Origin of the sequence: Bradyrhizobium sp. ORS 111, from assembly GCF_045571485.1 — a bacterium.
In the GTDB taxonomy this organism is placed as follows: domain Bacteria; phylum Pseudomonadota; class Alphaproteobacteria; order Rhizobiales; family Xanthobacteraceae; genus Bradyrhizobium.
This window is the reverse complement of sequence record NZ_CP120701.1, coordinates 5,517,170-5,536,765: the sequence shown is the minus strand read 5'-3', so window position 1 is coordinate 5,536,765 and position 19,596 is coordinate 5,517,170. Positions and strand designations below refer to the sequence as shown.

At 65.5% G+C, this 19,596-nt stretch carries 14 protein-coding genes and 3 pseudogenes; 12 read left to right on the top strand and 5 right to left on the bottom strand.

Annotated features, from left to right (window positions below):
- Nucleotides 1-143: 143 nt before the first annotated feature.
- From P6U30_RS25615 to P6U30_RS25600, 4 genes are read left to right on the top strand one after another with little or no spacing between them, the layout of a single operon-like run.
- A complete protein-coding gene (locus P6U30_RS25615; RefSeq protein ID WP_407165648.1) occupies nt 144-1,547 on the top strand; it encodes a hypothetical protein in 1,404 nt (467 codons plus the stop codon).
- Nucleotides 1,544-2,695: a Gfo/Idh/MocA family protein gene (locus tag P6U30_RS25610; RefSeq protein WP_407165647.1), complete on the top strand. Its 1,152-nt coding sequence runs from the start codon at nt 1,544-1,546 to the stop codon at nt 2,693-2,695. Before P6U30_RS25615 ends, P6U30_RS25610 begins: the two co-directional genes overlap by 4 nt.
- A 15-nt stretch (nt 2,696-2,710) precedes the next feature.
- Nucleotides 2,711-3,904 carry a dihydrodipicolinate synthase family protein gene (locus P6U30_RS25605; RefSeq protein WP_407165646.1) on the top strand — a complete coding sequence of 398 codons (1,194 nt, stop codon included), beginning with the start codon at nt 2,711-2,713 and terminating at the stop codon, nt 3,902-3,904.
- Nucleotides 3,904-4,767, top strand: a complete 864-nt coding sequence (locus P6U30_RS25600) for a sugar phosphate isomerase/epimerase family protein (protein ID WP_407165645.1) — start codon at nt 3,904-3,906, stop codon at nt 4,765-4,767. Before P6U30_RS25605 ends, P6U30_RS25600 begins: the two co-directional genes overlap by 1 nt.
- Before the next feature lie 172 nt (nt 4,768-4,939).
- Here the strand turns inward: P6U30_RS25600 and P6U30_RS25595 are convergent, their stop codons facing one another.
- A complete protein-coding gene (locus P6U30_RS25595) occupies nt 4,940-5,632 on the bottom strand; it encodes an ion channel (protein ID WP_407165644.1) in 693 nt (230 codons plus the stop codon).
- Between the two features lie 129 nt (nt 5,633-5,761).
- A complete protein-coding gene (locus tag P6U30_RS25590; protein WP_407165643.1) occupies nt 5,762-6,934 on the bottom strand; it encodes a Spy/CpxP family protein refolding chaperone in 1,173 nt (390 codons plus the stop codon).
- On the opposite strand from P6U30_RS25590, the gene P6U30_RS25585 reads away from it, so the two are divergent.
- Nucleotides 6,905-7,177 carry a hypothetical protein gene (locus P6U30_RS25585; RefSeq protein ID WP_407165642.1) on the top strand — a complete coding sequence of 91 codons (273 nt, stop codon included), beginning with the start codon at nt 6,905-6,907 and terminating at the stop codon, nt 7,175-7,177. The genes P6U30_RS25590 and P6U30_RS25585 overlap by 30 nt on opposite strands.
- A 534-nt stretch (nt 7,178-7,711) precedes the next feature.
- Here the strand turns inward: P6U30_RS25585 and rocD are convergent.
- Together rocD and P6U30_RS25575 are read right to left on the bottom strand one after the other, a co-directional pair.
- Complete coding sequence (gene rocD, locus P6U30_RS25580) at nt 7,712-8,926, bottom strand: ornithine--oxo-acid transaminase (RefSeq protein ID WP_407165641.1); 1,215 nt, start codon at nt 8,924-8,926, stop codon at nt 7,712-7,714.
- A 105-nt stretch (nt 8,927-9,031) separates the two neighbouring features.
- Nucleotides 9,032-10,255 carry a cytochrome P450 gene (locus P6U30_RS25575; protein ID WP_407165640.1) on the bottom strand — a complete coding sequence of 408 codons (1,224 nt, stop codon included), beginning with the start codon at nt 10,253-10,255 and terminating at the stop codon, nt 9,032-9,034.
- Between the two features lie 230 nt (nt 10,256-10,485).
- Here P6U30_RS25575 and P6U30_RS25570 point away from each other — a divergent pair, with 230 nt between their 5' ends.
- The 6 genes and pseudogenes from P6U30_RS25570 to P6U30_RS25545 all read left to right on the top strand — a co-directional run bounded on the left by P6U30_RS25570 (nt 10,486) and on the right by P6U30_RS25545 (nt 17,741).
- Nucleotides 10,486-11,019 (top strand): phosphonopyruvate decarboxylase, encoded by a 534-nt coding sequence (locus P6U30_RS25570; RefSeq protein WP_407165639.1) that lies wholly within the window; start codon nt 10,486-10,488, stop codon nt 11,017-11,019.
- A complete protein-coding gene (locus P6U30_RS25565; protein WP_407165638.1) occupies nt 11,016-11,606 on the top strand; it encodes a thiamine pyrophosphate-dependent enzyme in 591 nt (196 codons plus the stop codon). The genes P6U30_RS25570 and P6U30_RS25565 overlap by 4 nt, the downstream gene beginning before the upstream one ends.
- A gap of 65 nt (nt 11,607-11,671) precedes the next feature.
- Nucleotides 11,672-12,373 carry a TetR/AcrR family transcriptional regulator gene (locus tag P6U30_RS25560; protein WP_407170538.1) on the top strand — a complete coding sequence of 234 codons (702 nt, stop codon included), beginning with the start codon at nt 11,672-11,674 and terminating at the stop codon, nt 12,371-12,373.
- A gap of 1 nt (nt 12,374) precedes the next feature.
- Entirely contained in the window at nt 12,375-13,568 is a 1,194-nt protein-coding gene (locus tag P6U30_RS25555; protein WP_407165637.1) for an efflux RND transporter periplasmic adaptor subunit, read from the top strand.
- Between the two features lie 184 nt (nt 13,569-13,752).
- Nucleotides 13,753-16,853, top strand: a pseudogene (locus P6U30_RS25550) (multidrug efflux RND transporter permease subunit).
- Nucleotides 16,854-16,994: 141 nt separating this feature from the next.
- Nucleotides 16,995-17,741 carry a hypothetical protein gene (locus P6U30_RS25545; protein ID WP_407165636.1) on the top strand — a complete coding sequence of 249 codons (747 nt, stop codon included), beginning with the start codon at nt 16,995-16,997 and terminating at the stop codon, nt 17,739-17,741.
- A gap of 126 nt (nt 17,742-17,867) precedes the next feature.
- Here the strand turns inward: P6U30_RS25545 and P6U30_RS25540 are convergent.
- Nucleotides 17,868-18,563, bottom strand: a pseudogene (locus tag P6U30_RS25540) (ABC transporter permease); the annotation flags it as partial.
- An 87-nt stretch (nt 18,564-18,650) separates the two neighbouring features.
- On the opposite strand from P6U30_RS25540, the pseudogene P6U30_RS25535 reads away from it, so the two are divergent.
- A pseudogene (locus tag P6U30_RS25535) lies at nt 18,651-19,596 on the top strand (IS630 family transposase).

Sequence of the window (19,596 nt, the reverse complement as noted above, 5' to 3'; positions counted from 1 at the left end):
GATCCGGGTGAGGGGTTTCGCTCTCTCGGTGGACCTGCGCCCCCTCACCCGGCGCTTCGCGCCGACCTCTCTCCGGCGGGGAGAGGTCGTGCGTGCGGAATCAGCTCGATCCGACAACATCAAGCGTATGCGTTGAGCCTTCGATGCCGCTTCGCCTCGCCGTGCGCGATATCGCCCTGTTCGAACGTCCGGTCGCCTTCGCCCGGCCGTTCCGCTTTGGCGCGGTCACGATCAATGCGGCGGCGCAGATGTTCGTGCGGGTCGAGATCGAGGTGGAGGGCAAAGGGCGCGCGACTGGCGCCAGCGCCGAGATGATGGCGCCGAAATGGTTCGACAAGCGGCCGCATTTGACGCCCGACGAAACGGTGGACGCGCTCCGCCGCTCGCTGCTGATCGCGCGCGAGCTGTATCTTTCGCGCAAGGACTTCGACACCGCCTTTGGCCTGCATGCCAGATGCACTGGCGCGCAGATGGCGGCGTGCACGAAGGACGATATCCCGCCGCTTGCCGCAGCCTATGGCCCGGCCGAGATCGACAAGGCGATCCTGGATGCGCTGCTGCGCGCCGCCGGGCTCAGCGTCTTCGACGGCATGGCCGCCAACATCGCCGGCATCGATGCCCGGCTGACGCCCGATCTCGATGACGCCGCGATTGCGCGCTTCCTTGCGAGCCGCCGGCGGCTTGACCGCGTCGCGGTCAGGCATACGGTCGGGATGGATGACCCAATCGAAGGGGAGGGCGGTGTCGCTGATCCCAAGGAAAACGCCAGTGCGCGCTACTTCAAGCTCAAGCTGAACGGCGATCCCGCGCATGACGCGGCGCGCCTGGCGCGGATCGGCAGGGAGCTCGCCCGGCTGCCTCACGTCACCAAGGTCACGCTCGACGCCAATGAGCAGTATGCCGATCTCGACGTGTTGAATGCGCTGGTCGACCGGCTCGACCACGATGCGGCGCTGGCACCGATCACTGCGAACCTGCTCTATATCGAGCAGCCGATGCCGCGCGACATCACCAAAGCCTCGCCGCTCGGCGCTCTCGCCGCGCGCAGCTTCATCATCGACGAGGCCGACGATTCCTATGACGCATTCCCGGCGGCGCGCGCGCTCGGCTATCGCGGCATCTCTTCGAAATCCTGCAAAGGCATCTACAAGGCGATCATCAACGCGACGCGTGCGGCGGCTTGGAGCGCGGATGGCACTCCGTATTTCGTTAGCGGCGAGGACCTCACCTGCCAGACCGGGCTCGCCGTGCAGCAGGATCTCGCGCTCGGCGCGCTGATCGGCGTCGGCCATGCCGAGCGCAACGGGCACCATTATGTCGATGGCTTTGCCGAGACGCCAGCCGAGGAGGCGGCCGCCTTCCTCGCGGCACATCCCGATCTCTACACCCGCGACGGCGGCAAGGTGCGCCTCGCGATCCACGACGGTGATCTCCTGACGGGATCGCTGACCACCCCGGGCTTTGCCAGCTCGGTTCATCCGGACTGGTCCACCATGCAGCCGCTCAAGCGGCCAACCCCACGCGTTTCGCAGGAGCAAGCACTATGACGACCAAACGCCTCGGCCTGATCATGAACGGCGTCACCGGCCGAATGGGGCTCAACCAGCACCTGATCCGCTCGATCGTCGCGATCCGCGACCAGGGCGGCGTGCTGCTCGCGAACGGCGACCGCATCATGCCCGATCCGATCCTTGTCGGCCGCGACGCCGAGAAGGTGGCCGCACTGGCGAAGCGCTTCAACATCGAGCGCTCCACCACCGATCTCGACCGCGCGCTGGCCGACAAGGGCGACACCGTGTTCTTCGATGCCGCGACCACGCAGGCGCGGCCGTCGCTGCTGACCAAGGCGATCAACGCCGGCAAGCACGTTTATTGCGAGAAGCCGATCGCGACCACGCTGGAAGAGGCGGTCGAGGTCGTGAAGCTCGCCAATGCCAAGGGCGTCAAGCACGGCACCGTGCAGGACAAGCTGTTCCTGCCCGGCCTGAAGAAGCTCGCCTTCCTGCGCGACTCCGGCTTCTTCGGCCGTATGCTCTCGGTGCGCGGCGAGTTCGGCTACTGGGTGTTCGAGGGCGGCTGGCAGGACGCGCAGCGGCCGTCGTGGAACTACCGCGCCGAGGACGGCGGCGGCATCATTTTGGACATGGTGTGCCACTGGCGCTACGTGCTCGACAATCTGTTCGGCGAGGTCGAGAGCGTGGTCTGCATCGGGACCACGGACATCCCTGAGCGCTACGACGAGAAGGGCCGGAAGTATCAGGCGACCGCGGATGATTCCGCCTATGCCACCTTCAGGCTAAAGGGCGGCGTGATCGCGCATATCAACATGAGCTGGGTGACGCGCGTCTATCGCGACGACCTCGTCACCTTCCAGGTCGACGGCACCCACGGCTCGGCGGTTGCGGGCCTGACCGACTGCATGATCCAGGCGCGCCAGGCGACGCCGCGGCCGGTGTGGAATCCGGACGAGAAGCGGCTGCACGACTTCTACGCCGACTGGCAGAAGCTCCCAGAGAACGTCGTCTACGACAACGGCTTCAAGGAGCAGTGGGAGATGTTCATCCGCCACGTCTGCGAGGATGCGCCCTACAAGTATACGCTGCTCGAAGGCGCCAAGGGCGTGCAGCTCGCCGAGTGCGCGCTGAAGAGCTGGAAGGAGCGGCGCTGGATCGACGTCGCGCCGATCGTGGTCTGAGATGAGGACTTCGTCATGAACAAGCAGGTCCTGCCGAAATCATCCCTGTCGCTGAAGCTGCCGACCGCCGATGGCCGCCTCGAGAGCTATCGCCTCGCAACATCACGGAGCTTTCCGGCGAAGCTCGAAGGCACACTCAACCGCGTGGCGTTCTCGGCCGCGCATGTGGTGGCCGATCCGCGCGCCGACGTCGATCCGTGGCTGACGGCAGCGATCGACTGGGACCGCACCATCGCGTTCCGCGAGCATGTCTGGGATCTCGGCCTCGGCGTCGCAGAGGCGATGGACACCGCGCAGCGCGGCATGGGGCTCGACTGGGCGACCTCGCTCGAACTGATCCAGCGTTCGGTGAAGGCGGCAAAGGCGAGGGGCAACGCGCTGGTGTTCTCCGGCGCGGGCACCGATCATCTCGCGGTCGAGGATGCCAAGACGATCGACGATGTGATCCGCGCCTATGAGGAGCAGATCGGGGCGATCGAGAAGGCCGGCGGCCGCATCATCCTGATGGCCTCGCGCGCACTGGCCAAGCTCGGCAAGAGTGCGGAGGATTACGCCAGGGTCTATGACCGCGTGCTGGCGCAGGTGCGCGAGCCCGTGATCATCCACTGGCTCGGCGACATGTTCGATCCGGCGCTAGCGGGTTATTGGGGCACCGCCGATCTCGACAGGGCGATGGACACCGCGGTCGCGATCATCAACGCCAACGCGGCGAAGGTCGACGGCGTCAAGGTGTCGCTGCTCGACAAGCAACGCGAGATCGACATGCGGCGGCGGCTCGATCCGCGGGTCAAGATGTATACCGGTGACGACTTCAACTATGCCGAACTGATCGCCGGTGACGACAAGGGCTTCTCGCACGCGCTGCTCGGCATCTTCGATGCGATCGCGCCGGCCGCGTCCTACGCGCTGTCGCGTCTCGCGGTGGGCGACGAGGCCGGCTTCCACGACGTGCTGGGGCCGACGGTGCCGCTGTCGCGGCACATCTTCAAAGCGCCGACGCGGTTCTACAAGACCGGCATCGTGTTCATGGCCTATCTCAACGGGCACCAGGACCATTTCACGATGGTCGGCGGACAGGAGAGCGCGCGCTCGACCCTGCATCTTGCCGAGCTGTTCCGCCTCGCCGACAAGGCCGGGCTGCTCGCCAATCCGGACGTGGCGACGCGCCGGATGACGACGATCCTCGCCACGCGCGGCATCGACGCCTGATGCGCGACTTTTCCAACGATCATCGCTGGCTGTCGTTGAATACGGCCACTGTCCGCAAGCAGGGCGATCTCGTCGCCATCATCGAGGCCTGCGCACGTCACGGCATCCGCGCCATCGATCCGTGGCGCGACCAGGTTGCGAGCATCGGGCTCGAGCGTGCCGTGCGCGCGGTGAAGGACGCCGGGCTCGAGCTAACAGGCTATTGCCGCGGCGGCATGTTCACCGCGGACGCCGCACACCGCAGCGCGGTCCGCGACGACAACCGCCGCGCAGTCGACGAGGCCGCGGCGCTCGGCGCCTCCTGCATCGTGCTGGTGGTCGGCGGCCTGCCGCAATATTCACGGCCGGGGAGCGCGGCGTCGAAGGACATCGCCGCGGCGCGGGCGCAGGTGCATGACGGCATCGCCGAGATGCTGGACTATGCCAGGCAGGCGAAGCTGCCGCTCGCGATCGAGCCGCTGCATCCGGCCTATGCCGCCGACCGCGCCTGCGTCAACACGACGAAGCAGGCGCTCGACCTCTGCGATGCGCTCGATCCCGGCCGCACCGGCGCGATCGGCGTCGCGCTCGACGTCTATCACATCTGGTGGGACCCGGAGCTGAACGCTCAGATCGCGCGCGCCGGCAAGGATCGGCTGCTCGCCTTCCACGTCTGCGACTGGCTGGTGCCGACCAGGGACATCCTCAACGACCGCGGCATGATGGGCGACGGCGTGATCGACATCAAATCGGTTCGCGCAGCGGTGGAAGCGCAGGGCTTTGCCGGCTATTCGGAGATCGAGATCTTCTCCGACGACTGGTGGGGCAAGCCGATCGATGAGGTGTTGAAGACCTGCATCGAACGGCACCGGACGGCGGTATAGGAAACCGTCACTGCGGGGAGCTCGCGACAAAATTGCAGAGCAATTTGGCGCTGAAGCGACGAAGCAATCCATCTCTCCATTTTGTGGCGCGACGGATTGCTTCGCGGAGCTTGTCATCGGGCGCGCGTTCGCGCGACCCGTTGGCTCGCAGTGGCGGTGATGGAGCTGTGCGTTACGAATCCCGATCCCGGTGCGCGAGCTCCAGCGTGACGAGACGCGCCAGCAGCGTTGCAGGATAGAGCTGGCCGAAGATGGCCTCGACATTGCACAGGCTGCGCGCGATGGGATGCAGCGGCGCGACGTCGCCATAGCCTGTGGTCGTGAGCGTGGCGAACGAGAAATAGATCAGTTGGCTTGCCAGCGTCGGACTGTCCGCGATCTTCATGCCTGAGAACGCGGTCGGCACCAGCGTGCCGATGAAGGTATAGAGTGCGGCGAAGATCACCGCGACCGTGAAGTAGAGCAGGATCGCGCCGATCACGCGGTGATAGGTCACGCGTCCGGGCGCAAAGGTTGCGCGCGCTACCGTCACCGCCATGGTGACGCCGACGAGCAGCCAGGCCCCTGCGAACAGATTGAGGTCGAGGATCGAAGGTGCGTGCAGGCGCAGGATCGCGCCGGCCACGATCATCGCGAGCGCGGTGAGCATCGCGACCATTGCGAATGCGCTGCCCGACATCAGGAATACGCCTGCAACCAGGAACAGCGCCAACAGCAGCTCGAAGACCTGGAATTCGAACAGTCCGAGCGCCTGCAGCGGGGCCACCACGAACATCATGATGACGATCAGAACAGTGAGCACCGTCAGCAAGGAATCGCCCCAGCGCTCGCGCAGCTCACCGATGTTCATCCAACCACGCTTCATTCCTGTCCCGTCATTCGGCATGGCATCAGGATGCCAATGCCAAACATTGCTGCGCGGCGGTGGCAAAGGCAAGATAGGGGACCGGCATCGCGCGGGCGCATCCGGCTGTCCGGATAGCAGGCCGGCGCCTCAGGGATTGGCGACCTGCTGCAGCGTGTTGAAGCGTGCTTTCTGCTCGCTGCTCAGCGAGGCATAGAACTCGTCCAGCGCAGGCTCGATCAGCTTGGCGGCCTTCTGCATCGCCTCGAGCCGGTTCTGCATCGCCTCCAGCCGGCCGACCGGCGTCAGCGGCACATCGTTCGGGCAGGCCGCCTGCAGGTCCGCGATGGCTTTGCTGGTCGCATCGCTCAAGCGGTCGAGCGCGTCCTTCTGCTTGCCCGCCGGATGAAGCGAAGATTCGATTCTGTTGATCGGCAGTTGAGCCAGGTCGGATTTCGAATCGCCGCAGTTTCCGGATTGTGCGGTCGTTTCCTGCTGTTGCTGCGAACGCTCGCCGACATTGGGACCGAGCGCATTGAAGCGGGCTTGCTGCTCGTCGCTGAGCGAGTTGTAGAAATTCTCCAGCGCGGGCCGCACGATCTTGATGGCCTCGAGCGTCGCGCTGATGCGGCTCAGCATCGACCGCAAGCGGCCGGTTGGCGTCAAGGCATAGCTGTCCGTGCAGGAATCCTTGAAGACATCGGCGGCCTTCGCTGCGGCCGTCTTCAAGTCGTCGAGCAGGGCCTGCTGCTCCTGGTTCGGCCGGACCGCCCGCGTGATGTCGTCCAGCGGCCAGGCCGTGACGCCCTTGTCGGGCTCCGCGCATAGCTGCTTGATCGCCTGCGACGCGCCGGTCTCCGCGCGTTGACGGGACCGCGTGCGGCCTGCGGTCGCCGGATAATCGCCAGGGTTGATGCTGGCATAGGCGGAGTAGGGACTGTTGGTGTCCCAGAACACCGTGTCGACCAAGCCGTCATAGGCGTAGGCCCAATAGCCGGGCTCGTAGCCATAAGACCAGAACGTGTAGTCAAAAATGTCCGAATAGGCATAAGGCCAGAACACCGGCCCAACCCACGCGATGAACACCGCGCGGTGGCCGCGCCGCCAGGCATGCCGGGGCGACCAGCCGCCCTGGCGCGCGGCAAGCGCGGCCTGGGCTTGCGCGCCTGCCTGCTCGCGGAACCGTGCGGCAAATCGCTCGCGCTGGGCCGCCTGCGTTGCGGCGGTGGCCGCGGTGGCAGCCCCGACCGTCGTCGCTGCCAGCCCCAATCGCTGCTGGCGAGCAAGATCGGCTTGCTGGGCCTGCTGCTCGCGCTGCAGCAAGCGGTTCTGCGCCTGCAGCGTCCGGTCGTGGGTGCGTTGCGCGCGCGCGCCTTCAACCTTTTGCGCTTGCAACTGCTGCACGCGTTGCTGCAGCCGATCGATCCGGGTCTGCCGCTCCGCGGTCTGGCGCGTGAGCGCCTCGCGCTGCCGTTCCTGCGCCGTCTGTTGGCGCTGCTGGATCAATTGCTGGCGCTGCTGCGCCTGCTGTTGAACCCGCTCCGCCGGCGATGGCCGCTCGCTTAAGCGCGACGGCGGGCTCGGGCGCGATGGCGTGGCGATACGCGGAGCCTGGCGCTGCGGGATGGCCTCACGACGGATTTCGGGCCGCGGCGTTGCGACGCGCGGTGCGGCGATATGGGGAGCCTGGCGCGGGGACGGTGCGGCGAAATGCGGTGCCTGGCGCGGCATCATCGCCGGTCGCTGTGGCGCCTGGAATGCGGGTGCGGCCGGCCGAGCCATGGCTGGCGGCCTCGCCATTGCGGGAGGGGCGGCATGCACCATCGGCGCGGCCGGACGCGCCATGGCGGGCGGTGCAGCGGGCCGTGCCATCGCGGGCGGTGCGGCGGGCCTTGCCGCCAGTCCCGGCGGCCCTCCCCTTTGCGGCTGGGCGGACGCGCCGCCGCTTGCCGCGAGCATCGAAACACCAATCAAAAATGCAACAAAGCTAACGCGCCGGGAAAGCATGGGCGCAGCTCTCCGTTCACCAGTCGCCCGTAACGCTTCAACGCACAGACGTCGAAATCGTTCGTTGTCATCGTAACCGGCGTTGCGGAATCGTCAGGAGACATCCTGCGTCAGGGCAGCCGCGATGCGCTCCACCGCCCAATCGGCCTGATCGCCTGTGATCACCAGCGGCGGGGCGATGCGAATGGTGTGCTCGTGGGTGTCCTTGGCGAGGATGCCGCGCGCCTGCAGCGCCAGGCAATAGCGGCGGGCGCCGCCGGCCTCCGGATGAAGCTCGACCGCCAGCATCAGCCCGCGCCCGCGCACTTCGCGGATCACGTTGGCGCGGATATCCTGCAACCCTGCGAGAAACCGCACGCCCTGTTGCGCCGCGTTCTCGATCATTCCTTCCTCGACCAGCACGCGCAGCGCCGCGCGCGCCACCGCGCAGGCCAAGGGGTTGCCGCCGAAGGTCGAGCCGTGTTGGCCGGGCCGCAACGTGCCAAGCACGGCGTTGTTGGAAAGCACGGCCGACACCGGATAGAAGCCCCCCGACAACGCCTTGCCGAGCAGCGTCACGTCGGCCTCGATGCCCTCGTGCTGCTCGGCGAGCAGCTTGCCGGTGCGGCCGAGCCCGGTCTGGATCTCGTCGAGCACCAGCATCACGTTGTGCGCGGTGCACAGCTCGCGCACGCGCGTGAAGTAGCCCGGCGGGGGGATGATGACGCCGGCCTCGCCCTGGATCGGCTCGACCAGGAAGGCTGCGGTGTTCGGCGTGATCGCCTGCTCGAGCGCGGTGGCGTCGCCGAACGGGATGACCTTGAAGCCCGGCGCGAACGGGCCGAAATGGTCGCGGGTCGCCGGATCGGTCGAGAAGCCGACGATACCGAGCGTGCGTCCGTGGAAGTTGTTGGCGCAGACGATGATCTCGGCCTGTCCGTTCGGCACGCCCTTCACCTCATAGGCCCATTTGCGCACCGACTTGATTGCGCTCTCGACCGCCTCGGCGCCGCTGTTCATCGGCAGCACCTTGTGCGAGCCGGTCAGCTCCGCAAGCTCGCGGTAGAAGGGTGCGAGCTGGTCGTTGTGGAAGGCGCGCGAAGTCAGCGTCAGCCGGCGTGCCTGCTCGACCATCGCGGCAAGGATCTTCGGATGGCAGTGGCCCTGGCTCACCGCCGAATAGGCGGAGAGGCAGTCGAGATAGCGGTTGCCATCGGTGTCCCAGACCCAGACGCCTTCGCCGCGGGACAGCACGACCCCGATCGGCTCGTAATTGTAGGTGCCAAAGCGTGCTTCGGTTGCGAGGAAATCGGTGACCGATGCGCTCATCCTGCGTCACTCCCGCTTGCTGCGCACCGGACAGAACGCCCGAGCGCTCTTTGGCTTGATGTGGGCATCCGTCCGCCCACGAGGAAGTGCCTTTGGCGAAAATGCCTAGCTGTTGATGCTACAGGGCACGCTGAGAAAGCCGCGGAAGCGGACCCGGCCGCCGCGCACCGGCGCGCCGTCGAGCGCGTAGTTCGGGAAGCGCTTGAGGAAGCGTGAGATCGCGATCGCGCCTTCGAGCCGCGCCAGCGCCATCCCGGCGCATTGATGCGCGCCGGTGCCGAAGGCGAGATGACGGTTTGGCGTCCGCGCGATGTCGAAACGTTCAGGGTCGGGGAATTGCGCGGGGTCACGGTTGGCGGCGCCGATGCACAGCGTGACAAGTGTGCCGGCCGGCATCCTGATGCCGCCGATGTCGGTCTCTTCGACGATCATGCGGTTGCCGAGCTGGTTCGAGCTCTCGTAGCGCAGCATCTCCTCGACCGCGGTTTTGATCAGGTCGGGCTGTGCGATCAGGCGCGTCTTCTGGTCGGGATGTTCGTGGAGCGCGACGAGCCCGTTGCCGATCAGGTTGGTCGTGGTCTCGTGGCCGGCGTTGAGCAGGAAGATGCAGTTGTGCAGCAGCTCCTTTGCGGTCAACCGCTCGCCATTATCTTCGCCCTGGATCAGCCGGGTGAGCACGTCGCGGTCGGGATTGCCCGGCCTTAAGCGGCGGCGTTCGACGAGGGTTTCAAGATAGGCGAGGAAATCCTTCACTGCGGCGTTGCCGCGGTCGAACGCCTCCTTGCCGATCACGGGCTCCAGGGCGCCCAAGATCGCCAGCGACCAGTCGCGCAACGGTTCGCGCTCCTCGTGCGGCACGTCGAGCAGATTGCCGATCACCTCGACTGGGATCGCGGCGGCGAAATCGCCGATCAGCTCAAAACGCTCTCTCGCGGCGATGCGGTCGAGCAGGCTGTCGACCAGCGCAATCAAGTCTGGCTCCATGCCGGCTATTGCCCGCGGCGACAACGCGCCCATGATCAGCCGCCGTACCCGGGTGTGCGCCGGCGGGTCGTTGAAGACGAGGCTTGTGGTGTGGTGTTCATACAGCAAGGAGTCGCCGTATTTCGGCAAGAACTCCTTCTTCTTGTCGGACGAGAACGCCTTGGTGTTCTTGTAGGCGGTGACGAGGTCGTCGTAGCGGGTCAGGAAGTAGCAGCCGTTCGGCAGCCGCTTCACCGGCGCGTTCTCCCGCAGCGCACGATAGGTCGGGTAGGGGTTCGCGTAGAAGTCCGGCGTCAGTCTTTCGAGATCGAAACGATCGGACAACTCTCGCGCCTGTACATCCATGCCGAATGCCCAATCTGATTAGTTTCAATTGCAACTATCGTAGGGCCCGTGCCGCCGCCGCGCAACACAATTTGACGTGCGTCCGGGACGCTTCGGTTTGCTGCCACCAGAATCGAACGGCGCTGGTACGCTGCGAGTAAATCGCAGAGCCATATGCGGTTTTGCGCTTTGATGAAGCGCGCGGGCCCAACTACAGTCACGGCCAAACAGTTCTGAAATCGGAAACGCCGATGCATGCCCGTGCCGAGACCGCGGCCTCCTGGCCCGAGGAGATCTTTTCGATATTGCAGCGCTTCGAGGTGCGCCAGGTGCCCTATGTGCCGGATGCCGGGCATTCGCAGTTAATCGAGCGCGTGCTCGGCTCGCCCGCGATGCGCGGCGTGGCGCTGACGACGGAGGAGGAGGGCGTCGCGCTGCTCGCGGGCGCCTGGGCCGGCGGCCAGCGTGGCGTACTGCTGATGCAGTCGAGCGGGGTCGGCAATTGCATCAACATGCTGTCGCTGGTGCAGATCTTCCGTTTGCCGTTCTTCACCCTGGTGACGATGCGCGGCGAATGGGGCGAGTTCAATCCGTGGCAGGTGCCGATGGGCTCGAGCACCCAGGCCGTGCTCGAACTGTCCGGCATCAAGGTGCTGCGCGCCTCGCGCCCCGAGGAGGTGCGGGAGGTCGTCGAGGCCGGCGCCGCCCAAGCCTATAACGCCTGCACGCCAACCGCTGTCCTGCTGTCACAGCGCCTGATCGGGGCAAAGGTCTTCACCAAATGAGCAAAGCCAATCTCCTCGACCGTCGCGCCGTCGTTTCGCAACTGCTCAAGGATCGCAAGGGCGCCATCGCCGTCGGCGGCCTCGGCGCCTCCACCTACGACATCGCCGCCGCCGGCGACCATGACCGCAACTTCTATCTGTGGGGCGGCATGGGCGGCGCTGTCATGATCGGGCTCGGCCTCGCGCTGGCGCAGCCGACGCTGCCCGTGGTCGTCATCACCGGCGACGGCGAGATGCTGATGGGCATGGGCAGCCTCGCCACCGTGGGGCTCCAGCAGCCCAAGAACCTCTCGATCATCGTGCTCGACAACGAGGCCTATGGCGAGACCGGCGGCCAGGCGAGCCATACCGGGGCGACCGCCGACCTGGTCGGCGTTGCCAAAGCCTGCGGAATCAAGGATACGAGCAACATCACGACCCTGGCCGAGGTCGAGGCGTTTGCCTCGTCGTTACAAGACGTTACGGCCGGGCCACGGTTCGCCAGCGTGAAGATCGACGGTGCCAATCTGGAGCGCGTGCTGTCCAGCCGCGACGGCACCTACATCGTCAACCGCCTCCGGAGCTCTCTCGGACACAGTCCGATATAAAACGACCTTCGCGGTGCAATAGAACCTTGACATCTGGTAAGGTGAGTGATTACTCACGACCCCAAATGTCTACCTTACGCATGACAAGTGATCTGCGGCGTCAGTTGATACTGAGCGCCGCGAAGCGGTGTTTTGCCCGCAACGGCTTTGCCGGCACCACGACAAAGAGCGTGGCGGCCGCCGCTGCCATTTCGGAAGGTTTATTGTTCAAGCACTTTCCCTCGAAGGCGGCGCTGTACGCCGAAATCCTGACCGAGGAGTGCGAGGCAGACCCGGACCTTGCGCATCTGCTGGGGCAGGAGCCGTCGACCGCGACGCTGGTCGAGCTGGTAGAGGGCATGGTCGGCCACTTCATGCAGCTTCGCAAAGCACCCGACCAGGAAGAGGCGCAGCGCCTGCGGCTGATGGTGACGAGCCATCTCGACGATGGCGAGTTCGCGCGCCTGCTCTATGACAAAGTCGGCAAGCTGATCGGACCGACCTTTGCCGCCTCGATCGAGCGCGCGATTGCCGCGGGCGAGGCGACACGGGTCGGCGACGAGCCGCTCAACCTGTTCTGGTTCGCTCATCATACCGTGCTGATGGGCGCGCTGACGCAGCTCCCTGCGACATCATGTCTCTCCTACGGCGATGCCGCCGCCGCCGAGCGGCAGCTTTGTCAGTTCATCCTTCGCGGTATCGGACTTACCGAAGCCGCAATTGCCACACATTTGGGCCGCCAGCCGTCACCGAGTGCGGGACAGTCGGTAACTGCAGAAAGTGCATAACATGAATATTCAGACCGAAAGCCATATCTCGGGGCAACCGATCAAGGAAAAGACCGCCAAGCGCCCTGTCCGCATGGTGCGCTGGTTCATCATTGTGGGAGTGCTGCTGGCCGTGCTGGTCGGCGCCCTGGTCGGCTTCAATGCCTTCCGCAGCCACATGATCGCGCAGTTCTTCGCCAACAACAAGCCGCCGCCGTCGAACGTCTCGGCGGTCGAAGCCAAGTCCGAGGTGATTCCGAACCTTCTGACCGCGGTCGGCGATCTCGTCGCGGTGCATCAGGTCAACGTCACCAGCGACGTGTCGGGCCGCATCACCGACATCCTGTTCACCGCCGGCAGCCATGTGAAGGCGGGTACGCCGCTCGTGCAATTGTTCGATGGACCTGAACAGGGCGACCTCGCCAACTACAAGGCGCAGGCGACCGTGGCCGAGCTTCAGCTCGACCGCGCCAAGCAGCTTGCGGCACGCCAGTTCGGGCCGCAGTCCACCGTCGACCAGGCGCAGGCGACATTCGACCAGGCCAAGGCGGGCATTGCCAGGACCGAGGCGATCATCTCGCAGAAGCTGGTGCGCGCTCCGTTCGAGGGTGACCTCGGTGTCCGCCAGGTCGAAGTCGGTCAATACCTGACGGCAGGGACGCAGATCGTGTCGCTGACCGATCTGTCGGTGCTGTATGCGAACCTGACCGTCACCGAGAAGCAGAGCTCGCAGATCAAGGTCGGCCAGACCGTGCGGGTTTCGGTCGACGCCTATCCGGGCCGGACCTTCGACGGCAAGATCACGACGATCGAGCCGCAGATCGCAACCGACACCCGCAACATCCGCGTTCAGGCGACGATCCAGAATCCGGACCGTATCCTCAAGCCCGGCATGTTCGCGACCACCACGATCGTGCTGCCCGAGAAGCCGGCAGTGGTCACCGTTCCCGAAACTGCGGTCGACTACACGCTGTACGGAGACTCGGTGTTCCTGATCAACGAGAAGAAGGGCGATGACGGCAAGACCACGCTGACCGCGGATCGCACCTTCGTGAAGACGGGCAACCGCGTCGAGGGCCGTGTCGAAATCCTCAAGGGCCTGAAGCCCGGCGACCGGGTCGTCGCCGTCGGCCAGATCAAGCTGCAGTCGGGGATGCCGGTCGCGATTTCGACAGATCCGCCGCCGCCGATTCCGGCCCAGCCGCCGCGCTACTAAAGCATGATCCGGAAAAGTGCGAAGCGGTTTTCCGAAAAGATCATGCTCAAACAAGAAGCTAAAGCGCGATGACGATTGAAATCTGAGCTCGTCGCGTTTTGGTCGGACCACCTGAATACGGAGGGCCATCGGGCCCTCCGCCACATGTCGCCGCAATCGGCAGAGAACACGAATAGGGTTGGCAATGGCCTTCACTGACATTTTCATCAAGCGGCCGGTGCTGTCGATCGTCGTCAGCATGCTGATCCTGCTGATCGGCCTGCGCGCTGCAATGGTGCTGCCGATCCGGCAATATCCGAACCTGTCGAACACCGTGGTGACGATCACCACCTCATATCCTGGCGCCTCGCCCGAGCTGATCAACGGCTTCATCACCACGCCGATCGAGCAGGCGGTCGCCTCGGCCGAGGGCGTCGACTACATGACGTCGAACTCGGTGCTTGGCACCTCGACGATCCAGGTCTACATCAAGCTCAATCACGATCCGAACCAGGCGCTGACCGAGGTGCTCGCCAAGGTCAATTCGGTCAAATACCTGATCCCGAAGGAAGCGTTCGACCCGGTCGTGACCAAGGCGACCGGTGATACGATCGCGGTCATGTATCTCGGCTTCTCCAGCGAGGAGCTGACGGGATCGGCGATCTCGGACTATCTGACGCGCGTCGTGCAGCCGGTGCTGTCGACGGTCGACGGCGTCGCATCCGCCGACATTCTCGGCGGCCAGACCTTCGCAATGCGCGTCTGGCTCGATCCGATCCGGATGGCCGGCCGCGGCGTGTCGCCCAACGACGTCGCTGCCGCGATCGCTGCCAATAACTTCCAGGCGGCCGCCGGCCAGACCAAGGGCTTCTTCATCGTCTCCAACGTCTCCGCCAATACCGACCTTCAGAGCATCGATCAGTTCAAGCGGATGATCGTGAAGTCGAAGGACGGCGGCTTCGTGCGCATCGAGGACATCGCGACGGTGGAGCTCGCGGCCCAGAGCACGGATGCGAGCGTCGCCTTCAACGGCGAGCATGCGATCTTCATCGGCATCAAGGCGACGCCGCAGGGCAACCCGCTTACCCTGGTCAAGGGCGTGCGCGCGCTGTTCCCCGAGCTTGAGCGCAACCTGCCGCCGTCGATGAAGATGATGAGGTGGCCTATGACTCCACCAAGTTCATCCAGTCGTCGATCGACGAGGTGCAGAAGACGCTCGGCGAAGCGGTTATGATCGTCGTCGTCGTCATCTTCCTGTTCCTGGCGTCGATCCGCTCGGTGATCATCCCGGTCGTGACGATTCCGCTGTCGCTGGTCGGCGTCTGCATCCTGATGCTGGCGGCGGGCTTCAGCTTCAACCTGCTGACGCTGCTGGCGATGGTGCTGGCAATCGGCCTCGTGGTCGACGACGCCATCGTGGTGGTGGAGAACATCCATCGCCATCTCGAGGAAGGCCTGCCACCGGTGCAGGCGTCGCTGAAGGGCGCACGCGAGATCGTGGGCCCCGTCATCTCCATGACGATCACGCTGGCGGCGGTGTACGCGCCGATCGGCTTCCTCGGCGGCGTCACCGGTGCGCTGTTCCGGGAATTTGCCTTCACGCTGGCCGGCTCGGTCATCGTGTCGGGCGTGATCGCCCTGACGCTGTCGCCGATGATGTGCTCGGTGTTTCTCAAGAGCGCCGACGAGGGCCGCTTCGCCAGGCTCGTCAACCGCGTGTTCGGCGCGGTGACGCGCTGGTACGGCCGCCAGCTCGACCGCTCGCTCGACTATCGCCCGATCACCGGCTTGTTCGCGGTGACCATCCTCGGCCTGGTCGGCTTCCTCTATATGCATACGCAGAAGGAGCTGGCACCGCAGGAAGACCAGGGCATCGTGTTCGCGGTGACCAAGGCGCCGAAATACGCCAACATCGACTACATCGATTACTACGGCGACAAGATCGACAAGGAGTTCAAGAAGTTTCCCGAGACCGACCTGCGGTTCGTGCTGAACGGCATCACCGGTCCGCAGGGCGGCTTCGCCGGCATGCTGCTCAAGCCGTGGGATGAGCGCAAGCGCTCCGCGCAGGCCCTTCAGCCGCTGGTGCAGAACGAGCTGTCGAAGATCGAGGGCGTCAGCGCCTTCGCGTTCAGCCTGCCGCCGCTGCCGGGCGGTCCGGGCGGCCTGCCGGTCCAGATGGTGATCAGCTCGACGTCCGGCTTCCAGCAGGTGTTCGAGCAGATGAACAAGCTGAAGGACGCCGCGCGCAAGAGCGGCCTGTTCATCGTCACCGACAGCGACCTCGACTTCAACCAGCCGGTGGTCCGCGTAAAGGTCGACCGCACCAAGGCGAGCGATCTCGGCATCACCATGCAGTCGATCGGCAATGCGCTGGCGACGCTGCTCGGTGGCAACTACGTCAACCGCTTCAACCTGGAAGGACGTTCCTACCAGGTGATTCCGCAGGTGCCGCGCGTCAGCCGCCTGGCGCCGGGGGCGTTCGACGACTACTACGTCCCGACTGCGACCGGGACGCTGGTGCGGCTGTCGACCGTCGTCTCGGTCGAGACCGGCGTCGATCCGAATGCGCTGACCCACTACAACCAGCTCAACTCGGCGACCTTCCAGGCCGTGCCGATGCCCGGCGTCTCGATGGGGCAGGCGGTGGAGTTCCTGCAGGGCGAGGCCAAGAAGCTGCCGTCCGGCTTCAGCTACGACTTCCTGGCCGACTCCCGGCAGTACGTCCATGAAGGCAATCAGCTCTTGGTGACCTTCGCGTTCGCGATCATCATCATCTTCCTGGTGCTGGCAGCGCAGTTCGAGAGCCTGCGCGACCCGTTCGTGATCATGATCAGCGTGCCGATGGCGATCGTCGGCGCCCTGATCCCGCTGTTCTTCGGTGTCGCGACCATGAACATCTACACCCAGGTGGGCCTGCTGACGCTGGTCGGGCTGATCACCAAGCACGGCATCCTGATGGTGGAGTTCGCCAACGAGCTGCAGCTCAACGAGGGACTGGACCGCCGCTCGGCGATCGAGATGGCGGCCCGCATCCGCCTGCGTCCGATCCTGATGACGACGGCGGCGATGGTCACCGGCCTGCTGCCGCTGCTCACCGCCTCGGGCGCGGGTGCCGCCAGCCGCTTCTCGATCGGGCTCGTGGTCGTCGCCGGCATGACGATCGGCACGCTGTTCACGCTGTTCGTGCTGCCGGCCGTCTACATGACGATCGCGACCGACCACCAGTCCAAGGCGAACTCGGAACGCGCCAAGCAGATCGCCGATTTCGATCTCGAGGGCCGCGGCGCGCTGAAACCGACCTGAGCCCTCCAAGCTCATGCTCGCAGGAAAGGCGGCACTGGCGAAAGCCACTGCCGCCTTTTCTTTGTCCCGCGGCATCTCGCGCCGGTAGCCGGCTCGCGCGAATGCTGTAAGCTCGCCGGACAAGATCTGGAGGAAACAGACATGGTGAGCGACTTCGCGGCCGGGAATTACCGGTTCATCCCCGCCGTCTTCCAATATTCGAGCGGTGCGCAGGCAAGTTCCGGCTATGAGATCGAGCGGGTGCGCTTCGACCGCCTGGTGCCGCTTGCGGAGGGGTTTGCGCGGATCGCGGCCTACATCCAGGCGGCCGGCCGGCCGCTGACGTCGTTCTGCGCGTGTGAATTGCGCTCGCCGGCGGCCTTCACCGAAGACGGCTTCCGCGCCTTCAACCAGCATTACGTCAAGACACTCGCGGACTGGGGCTTGTACGATGGCGGCAGCACCAACCCGGTGGCGCGCAGCAATGTCTGCCCCGAGATCGATCCTCCGGCGGAGCCGTCGTTCTATGCATTCTCCTTCACCCGGCCGGGCGCAAGCGCATCCCCGTCCTTCGTGATCGCGGGCGGCGCCGAGGCGCGTGACGGTCCCGGCAGCTATCCGGAGCGCACCGTGCGCTATCGCGACCTCAGCCCGGAGGCGTGGCGGGAGAAGGTCCGCTTTACCACCGGCGAGATGGAGCGCCGGCTTGCCGAGTTCGGTTTCACCTGGGCGGACACGACCGCCGTACAGGCCTACACGGTGCACGACGTGCATCCCGTGATCGTCGACGAACTGGTTCGCCGCGGTGCCACGCGCTCGGGCCTGACCTGGCACTTCTGCCGCCCGCCGGTGGTCGATCTCGAATACGAGATGGATTGCCGCCGAGTGCTGCGCGAGGTGGTGATCTAGGTCGAGAGTCCTGCCAGACCCGTCATCCTGAGGCGCGCGTAGCGCGTCTCGAAGGATGCACGGCCACGGCCGGGCCATCGTGCTTCGAGACGGCCGCTTCGCGGCCTCCTCAGCATGACGGCGAGCTTACCGCGCCTTCGGATCCAGCGCGTCGCGCAGGCCGTCGCCGACCAGGTTGAACGACAGCACCACGAGGAAGATCGCGAGCCCGGGCCAGATCGCCATCCACGGCGCGCTGGTCAGGAAGCGCTGCGCGGCGTTGAGCATGCTGCCCCAGGATGGTGCCGGCGGCTGCTGGCCGAGGCCGAGGAAGGACAGCGCGGCCTCGGCGATGATCGCGGCCGCGATCGACAGCGTCGCCTGCACCAGCAGTGCCGGCAGGATGTTCGGCAGGATGTGGACCAGCGCGATGCGCCAGCGCGGATTGCCCATCGCGCGCGCTGCCTCGACGTAGTCTTCGACCTTGACGCTCATCACCTGGCCGCGGGTCAGGCGGACGAAGATCGGCGTCGCCGAGACGCCGATCGCGATCATCGCATTGCCGAGGCTCGGTCCCAAGAAGGCCGCAAGCGCGATCGCCAGGATCAGGAACGGGCAGGCCAGCATCGCATCGGTGATGCGGCTGATCAGCGCGTCGATGAAGCCACCACGATAGCCGGCGAGGAGCCCGAGCGGGACGCCGATCACCAGCGCAATGCCGACCGAGATCACGCCGGCAAGCAGCGAGGCGCGGGCGCCAAAGATGACGCGGGCCAGCACATCGCGGCCGAGCTCGTCGGTGCCGAACCAGTGCTGCGCCGAGGGTGCTTTGCGCACTAGAGCGGGTCCCGACCGGATTGAATCGTTTGGGATTCCCAAATCGGGCTGGTTCTGATTCAAGCTGCCTGCCGGTGAAGGAGGCCGGCGGGTATGGCAGCATCTCTTTCAGTCGATCTTCGCAAGCGTGTGGTCGGCGCCGTTGAGGCGGCATGTCGTGTCGAGCGGCTGCGGCGCACTTCCGTGTGGGAGTATCGAGCGCGATCCGTTGGGTGGCGCAAGCGCGCGCGACGGGCGAGGTGACGCCAAAGCCGCAGGGCGGCGACCGACGCTCCCAGGCGATCGAAGCGCAGGCCGAGCGCATCCTTGCGCTGCTTGCGACCAGGCCGGACAGCACGTTGGAGGAGCTGAAGGCGGCGCTCGCGGCCGATGGACACGTCTTCAGCGTCTCGGCGTTGTCGCGCTTCTTTCAGCGCCGCAAGATCACGCTCAAAAAAAGACCGCGCACGCCGCCGAACAGGAGCGGCCAGACGTCCTAAAGAAGCGGGAGCAATGGTTCGATGGCCAGATCGACCTCGATCCCGACAAGCTCGTCTTCATTGATGAGACATGGGCGTCGACCAATATGGCGCGAACCCGCGGGCGGGCGCCTCGCGGCGAACGGCTGCATGCCGCCATTCCGCACGGCCACTGGAAGACGACGACCTTCGTCGCCGGCCTGCGGCTGTCAGGCATGGTCGCGCCGATGGTTCTTGATGGACCGATCAATGGGCGCGCGTTCCAGGCCTATGTCGATCAGGTGCTGGTCCCCGAATTGCGGAAAGGCGATATCGTCATCATGGACAATCTCGGCAGCCATAAGGGCGCCGGCGTGCGCGCGGCGATCGAGGCTGCCGGCGTAAAGCTCCTCTATCTTCCGCCCTACAGCCCCGACCTCAATCCGATCGAGAACGCCTTCGCCAAGCTGAAAGCGCTGCTGCGCACGGCTGCCGCGCGCACCGTCGAAGGCTTGTGGAGCGCAATCGGGCGCTGCCTCGACTGCTTCACGTCCCGCGAATGCGTCAACTACTTCAAAGCCGCTGGATACGAGCCAACCTGA